Raw genomic sequence first — 6,126 nt, 5'->3', positions numbered from 1 at the left:
GTGGTCACCGCCATTATCAACGGCGTGTTTGATTAACCTTTGCTTTCATTACGGCGGGAATGTGACGTTCCCGCCTTTTATTTGCTGCTTCGGCTGTCCAGCCCTAACAGTTCCCGCGCTGCTTCCCGTTCCTGTTTTTGCGCTGCAAAATCGTCAAACTGGTGTTTCGAAACGCGAATAATATGCTCGCTGATAAATTTCGCCCCTTCGCGGGCGCCCGTTTCGCCATCCTTCAGGCAGCACTCCCACTCAAGCGTCGCCCAGCCGGGATAGTCATATTGCGCGAGCTTGCTGAAAATGCCTTTAAAGTTGATTTGCCCGTCGCCCGGAGAGCGGAAGCGGCCCGGGCGCTGCGGCCAGTCCTGATAACCGCCGTAGACGCCGCTCTGAGCCGAGGCGTTGAACTCCGCGTCTTTAACGTGAAAAGCGCGGATGCGCGAGTGCCAGTGGTCGATAAACCCAAGGTAATCCATGTGCTGCAACAGCATATGGCTGGGATCATAGAGAATATTGCAGCGCGGATGGTGATGAACTAATTCCAGAAAACGGCCGAAGGTGGCGCCGTCGTGCAAATCTTCTCCCGGGTGCAGCTCAAAACAGAGATCGACGCCTGATTCCTCAAAACTGTCGAGTATGGGCCGCCAGCGCGATGCCAGCTCAGAGAACGCCTCCTCAAACAACACGGCATTATGCGGCGGCCAGGGGTAGAAGAAAGGCCAGGCGAGCGAGCCTGAAAAAGTGGCGTGCGCTTTAAGCCCCAGATTCTGCGAAGCCTTCGCCGCTTTTTTTAATACGCTTATCGCCCACTGCTGGCGCGCATGGGCGTCAAGGCGCAGTGAAGATGGCGCAAAGCGGGAAAACGCCTTGTCGTAAGCAGGATGCACCGCCACCAGTTGCCCCTGCAAATGCGTTGAAAGCTCGCTTATCTGCACGCCGCGGTTGCGCAGCGTTTCGCTCACCTGGGCGCAATACTCCTGGCTTTCCGCCGCTTTATTGAGATCAAAAATATGCGGCAGATGGGTAGGCAACTGCACGGCTTTGTACCCTAACCCCGCCGCCCATGAGGCCATGCTTTCCAGCGCATTGAACGGCGGCTGGTCGCGAATATACTGGGAAAGAAAAATTGAAGGTCCCTGTAGCGTTTTCATCTTCCTGCCTCCTGTTACGCCGGCTGACGGCTTAAGCATAGCCTGGCCTCCTGTCCGGGGCGCAGGCCCGGCCAGTAACCAAGCTTAACCTCTTGTTTTACAATAATTACGTTGTTTTAAATTAAATTCCTTTCTTTTAATGCCGATAAACCTTTTGACCGCAGCGCAATGCTGGCGGCGTTTATCCGTGTTCACCCGGGAAGGACCTTTCATGTCAGTCAGACGTTTTTCATTTATTGTTTTTAGCGCGCTGGTAGTTATCTTTCTTGCCAGTACCGTTTCCACTATCCATTCGCTTATCCGCAGCAACCAGTCGCTGGACAGCGTAAATAAAGAAATCCGCGTCGTGCTTTCGGTAATCGATCCGATAAACCACAGCCGCACCCTGCGGGTTCGCGCCATGGAAGCGATGCAGAGCCAGGCGGCGGGCGACACACAAAAGGCGCAGCAATCGTTAGCCAGCGCCCGCGAAGTGTTAGGCAAAGCCGACGGCGCCTTTACCCAATACGTGGCGGCGTTGAAACAAGCTGGCGAAGCGACGCTTGCGGATACCTATCGCCGTAACTGGCAGGCGTACCGCGACGGGGGGTTGCGGCCGTTACTGGACGCCGTGGCGCGTAACGACAGCGCAAGCTATGTTCAGCTTGTTACCACTACGCTGCCGCAGCTGGATCGCCAGTTTGAAATCTCCCTCGATCAGCTTCTGGCGTTCCGGGAAGATTACGCCCGCCAGCAGAATGACGAAGTCCAGGCGAGCTTTGTTTCCGGGCTGCTGCTGATAGCCTTTTTCGCGCTGCTTTTCCTGGCGTTGATTGCGGTGATTTTCGCATTGCTCAAGCGCCGCGTGCTGAAACCGCTGGATGCCGCCCGCGCGCACTGCGTTGAGATGGCGGCAGGCGATCTGCACACCCCGGTGCTCTCTGACGCGAAAGATGAAATTGGCGAAATGCTGCGCGCGCTGGAAACGACGCGCCTGTCGCTGACGGAAATCATCGGCCAGGTGCGTGAATCAAGCCAGACCGTGGCGTTCGCCTCTGAAGAGATTGCCGCGGGCAATACCGATCTTTCCGCACGCACCGAGGAGCAGGCGGCCTCGCTTGGCGAAACGGCAGCCAGCATGGAACAGCTGACAGCGACGGTTAAACAGACTTCCGGCAACGCGCATGAAGCAAACACCCTCACGGGCACCATGCGCAGCGCGGCGCAGGAAGGCAACGCCATTGTCGAAGATGTCATCGCCTCGATGGGCAAAATTGAATCCAGCGCCGGCAAGATTGAAAACATCATCGGCATTATTGAAGACATCGCCTTCCAGACAAACATTCTGGCGCTTAACGCGGCGGTTGAGGCAGCGCGCGCGGGCGAACAGGGCCGCGGTTTCGCCGTCGTGGCAAGCGAAGTGCGCAACCTCGCCCAGCGCTCCTCGGTGGCGGCGAAAGAGATCAAAGAGCTGATTGAACAATCCGGCGAGCAGGTCAACCAGGGCAGCGCGCTGGTCAGCCGCGCCGGGGAGAGCATGAAAGGGATTATCATCGCCATTAAGCATGTTTCTGAGCTAATGTCGGAAATCGCGCTGTCTACCAGCGAGCAGAGCCGCGGCATTGAGCAGATAAACCTCGCGGTGGCGCAGATGGATTCCGTCACCCAGCAAAACGCCGCCCTGGTGGAGGAAGCCTCCGCCGCAGCGCATTCCCTGAAAGAACAGTCGCAGTTGCTGAACGCCTCCGTGGCGGTGTTCAAACTCTGACACACAGAGCGGACGGGCTTGCCTGTCCGCTTTTACCCACCTGTTTTCAGAGCCTTTCCCTGATATTTGTCCATGTTATGATGCCCTTCCGCCACGACAGGAGCGCTCATGACAATTCCGACACTGCGTGTGACTGACGCCACGCACTTCAACAGCCATGAACTTGCGGAGATCCTGAACCGCTGTTTTGAAGGCTACCTTGTTCCTTTTACCCTTGAGGGCGACATTTTCGCGCCGCGCTTTGCCGCAGAATCCCTTTCGCTTCCCGACAGCCGGGTTTGGCTTGAAGGCGATACGCCCGTGGCGCTGGCGCTGATAACCCGGCGCGGGTGGCGCTCGCGCCTGGCGGCCTTTGCTATCCGTGCGCAGTGGCGCGGCAAAGGCTTTGGCAAAACGATGATGCAAAGCCTGCTTGCGCAAGCGAAAGCGCGCGGCGATAAAGAGATGATTGTTGAAGTTATCAGAGGCAATGAGGCGGCGCAGCAGCTTTACGAGCGGGTGGGCTTTACGAAGGAGTACCGCCTGCGCGCCTTTTCCAGCGCGGGGGCCGCGCAGGATAACCCCTGCGACGATGTGCAGTTGCTTGACCCAGGCATTGTAGCCGGGATGATGATGCAGGAAGCGCACGCCCTGCCCTGGCTGATACATCCGCTCACCGCGCTGGCCTTGCCAGGCCAGGGCGTCACGCTTGACGATAAGGCGTTCGCCATTGTTAACACGCTGTTTAAAGAGCCGCAGTTGCGGGCGCTGTACGTGAAGCCGGAATGCCGGGGTAAGGGTTATGCTTCGCGTTTGCTGACGCAACTGGCAGGCGCTTTTCCTGGCATCATCGCCCCGTGCGCAGTGCCCGATAACCTGAGCGGTGTGTTTGAGCGCAACGGCTGGCAGGAGCTGAATATTCAGCAGTATCAGTTACGGCAGGCGTTATAGGGCTGCGTTTCATCCGCAAGAAATCACCGGCGGACCCGTTCAACGACGCCGGGAAGCACTAAAAAAGGCGGTCTGGCTCCGCGCCAGACCGCCGGTTATTGAATCGACGCGCTTCAGAACGGCTTATCGAGCTTAATTACCCAGAGATCGTTTTCTGACTGTGGTTTTTCCAGCGGCTTAATGCCGATACGGGTTGCCACGGTTTTGCCATCCAGCGTCAGATGACCTTTGCCGTCGACCTGATACTCATCGGCATCCTGCTTGTCGCCTTCGGGTTTTTCAAGCGTCGCCTGAAGGCCAAAGTCGTTGTCGTTGATAACCGCGATGGTTTGCTTGTCGACAACCGTCAGCCCTTCCGCTTTTTCCTGCTGCCAACCCAGCTTGCGCAGGTCAACCAGCAGCGATTTAGCGGCGAGTTTTATGCCGCGCGCGTTGAGCTTGTCCGCGTCGTCAAATTCCGGCGGTTGTTCTTTATCAAAAGCGCTGAGATCGGTCGCGTTGCGCAGATCCACCACATAAACCAAGTTACGCATGGTTTTGTTTTTATCGCCGCCCTGCTCAATCAGCAACAGGCGGTCATTATCAAGCGCCACGATATCGCCAATTTTGGCGTCTTTTGCTTTTTTATAGACGTCGATATCGATCGGGTAGCCATACATCGCCGTTTTGCCGCTGGCCGGGTCGAAACTGACCAGCCGTGTAAAGCGCGCGCTGTTTTTGGTTTTACCGTCAATGTCGAGCGTGCTTTGCACCGCGGCGATGATACGGCCATCCGGCATGCGGGTCAGCCCTTCAAACCCGCGGTTAGACTGCCGCCACTTAACGATATTCGGCAAACCGCCCGCGACGGCCTGCTCGCCCTGGTCCGCCTGGGGGCCATGTTTTTCCAGGATTTTACCGTTCGCGTCTACATGGATGATAAACGGCCCGTATTCGTCACACAGCCAGTAGCCGCCCTTGCCATCAGGCGTAATGCCTTCGGTATCCAGCCCGCGGCGATCGCTTTTCAGCGGTTGCAGCGCGTCATTCAGCGCCAGCTCGTTGGTTGCGCCAATCAGCCCTTCCGGCAGCGGCAAGCCGGTAATGTTTCCCTGCTCGTCGTGCAGCGGCTTGCCCTCTGTAGCTTCGGCTTTATCGCCGCTGACGCGGATCGTCATTAGCTGCGGCGCGTAGCCGGGGCTTGCGAAAATTTTTGACTCGCGCTTGCCCGCTTTTGGGGAATCCGCATTCGGACCGCGATCGGTCACCGTGGCGAAAACCAGACTGTCGCCCTCTTTGCGTAAAAATTGCAGGCCGGAGCCAACCCCAACCGGCAGCCCCTGTGGAAATGCGCTGGTATAGTCGCCCTGGTAAGCAACGCGATCGCCCTGCGGAAATGTGACAACGTAACGAGAAACCTGCGGTTCAGCAGCCTGAAGCGAGAACGAAAAGAGCGTGGCGCACAGCAGCGCAAGGGGTTTTATTTTCATGGGGATAGCGTCCTTTTTAACGTTGCCCCTGTTATAAAGAGCGGCTGTGACAGATTAATGACAGCGGGCAAAGGCTAAACCCCGGCCCCCTGCCAGGCTTACCAGGCAGGCTTAACCATCAATCTTAACAAGCAGGCTTAAAAACCCGCGCTAAGGCCAAACCGTTCATTCCTCTTTATAGTATGTTGTAACTAATCAGGCTTCGCGCATGCCATGGTGATGACGCAGGCATAAGGGACAAGGCTGCCCCTCTTTGCCAGGCCAGCTTAGCCGCGGCTGTTTACAGACGGGGCACGCTGTTTCGCTCACGGTGAGTTGGATGATGCTATTCACCTCGCCTCTGGTAATAGCGACCGCGCCCACCGGACAAACCGCTTCGCACCCCCGGCACCCGGTGCAGTCCATCGCGTTGAGCCGCACTTCGCTTTCAGCAAAATGCATGGCCCCCGCGCTGCAAATGCGGCCGCAGGCGCCGCACAACGTGCATTTCTTCTGGTTCAGGGCGATAACGTATTCGCTGGTCACGCGCCACAAGCGTCGTCTTGCGCGGCTGCCAGCCGTGACGCTCAGCGTCGCGTTCTCTTCAGCAAGGCGAAGCCATCTTCTTCTCTCCCGCTGCGACGCTGCCTCTGACGGCGCGGCAAGCCGCCACGGCGTCTGGCCTGCTTTTCGCAACTGAAGATTAAGCGCGGCGAGCGTGACAGCCCAGCCCGGGAAGCGAAACGGATCGAGCGCGACAGCACGAATCTGGTGCTGCGCGTGCCACATCAGGAGCTCCTCAACGCTTACCGGCAGCGTAAACGGGCCGAGCAGTACGCCATCACGCACGGCC

Annotated in this window: 5 protein-coding genes; 2 read left to right on the top strand and 3 right to left on the bottom strand. The window is 57.7% G+C overall.

What is annotated here, in order from left to right; all coding sequences use genetic code 11:
- Window positions 1-77: 77 nt before the first annotated feature.
- Window positions 78-1,148, bottom strand: coding sequence for a sugar phosphate isomerase/epimerase family protein (locus DW56_RS10855; protein WP_024554471.1), 1,071 nt, complete (start codon window positions 1,146-1,148; stop codon window positions 78-80).
- A gap of 211 nt (window positions 1,149-1,359) precedes the next feature.
- Here DW56_RS10855 and DW56_RS10850 point away from each other — a divergent pair, with 211 nt between their 5' ends.
- Window positions 1,360-2,895, top strand: coding sequence for a methyl-accepting chemotaxis protein (locus DW56_RS10850; RefSeq protein WP_024554470.1), 1,536 nt, complete (start codon window positions 1,360-1,362; stop codon window positions 2,893-2,895).
- A 108-nt stretch (window positions 2,896-3,003) separates the two neighbouring features.
- A complete protein-coding gene (locus tag DW56_RS10845) occupies window positions 3,004-3,825 on the top strand; it encodes a GNAT family N-acetyltransferase (protein ID WP_029697361.1) in 822 nt (273 codons plus the stop codon).
- A gap of 113 nt (window positions 3,826-3,938) precedes the next feature.
- Here the strand turns inward: DW56_RS10845 and DW56_RS10840 are convergent, their stop codons facing one another.
- Window positions 3,939-5,294 carry an esterase-like activity of phytase family protein gene (locus DW56_RS10840; protein WP_024554468.1) on the bottom strand — a complete coding sequence of 452 codons (1,356 nt, stop codon included), beginning with the start codon at window positions 5,292-5,294 and terminating at the stop codon, window positions 3,939-3,941.
- 195 nt (window positions 5,295-5,489) lie between these two features.
- On the bottom strand, window positions 5,490-6,122 hold the full coding sequence (locus DW56_RS10835) for an ATP-binding protein (protein ID WP_411431241.1): 633 nt from the start codon (window positions 6,120-6,122) through the stop codon (window positions 5,490-5,492).
- Between the last annotated feature and the right edge of the window lie 4 nt (window positions 6,123-6,126).

The sequence above is a fragment of the Franconibacter helveticus LMG 23732 genome, assembly GCF_000463115.2.
Classification (GTDB): domain Bacteria; phylum Pseudomonadota; class Gammaproteobacteria; order Enterobacterales; family Enterobacteriaceae; genus Franconibacter; species Franconibacter helveticus.
The sequence above is the reverse complement of the archived record's forward strand: the minus strand, read 5'-3'. Positions and strand labels throughout refer to the sequence as shown.

Excerpts from the sequence above, each read along its gene's own strand:
- DW56_RS10850 (WP_024554470.1), top strand. The coding sequence starts at position 1,360 with ATGTCAGTCAGACGTTTTTCATTTATTGTTTTTAGCGCGCTGGTAGTT.
- DW56_RS10855 (WP_024554471.1), bottom strand. The coding sequence starts at position 1,148 with ATGAAAACGCTACAGGGACCTTCAATTTTTCTTTCCCAGTATATTCGC.
- DW56_RS10845 (WP_029697361.1), top strand. The coding sequence starts at position 3,004 with ATGACAATTCCGACACTGCGTGTGACTGACGCCACGCACTTCAACAGC.
- DW56_RS10840 (WP_024554468.1), bottom strand. The coding sequence starts at position 5,294 with ATGAAAATAAAACCCCTTGCGCTGCTGTGCGCCACGCTCTTTTCGTTC.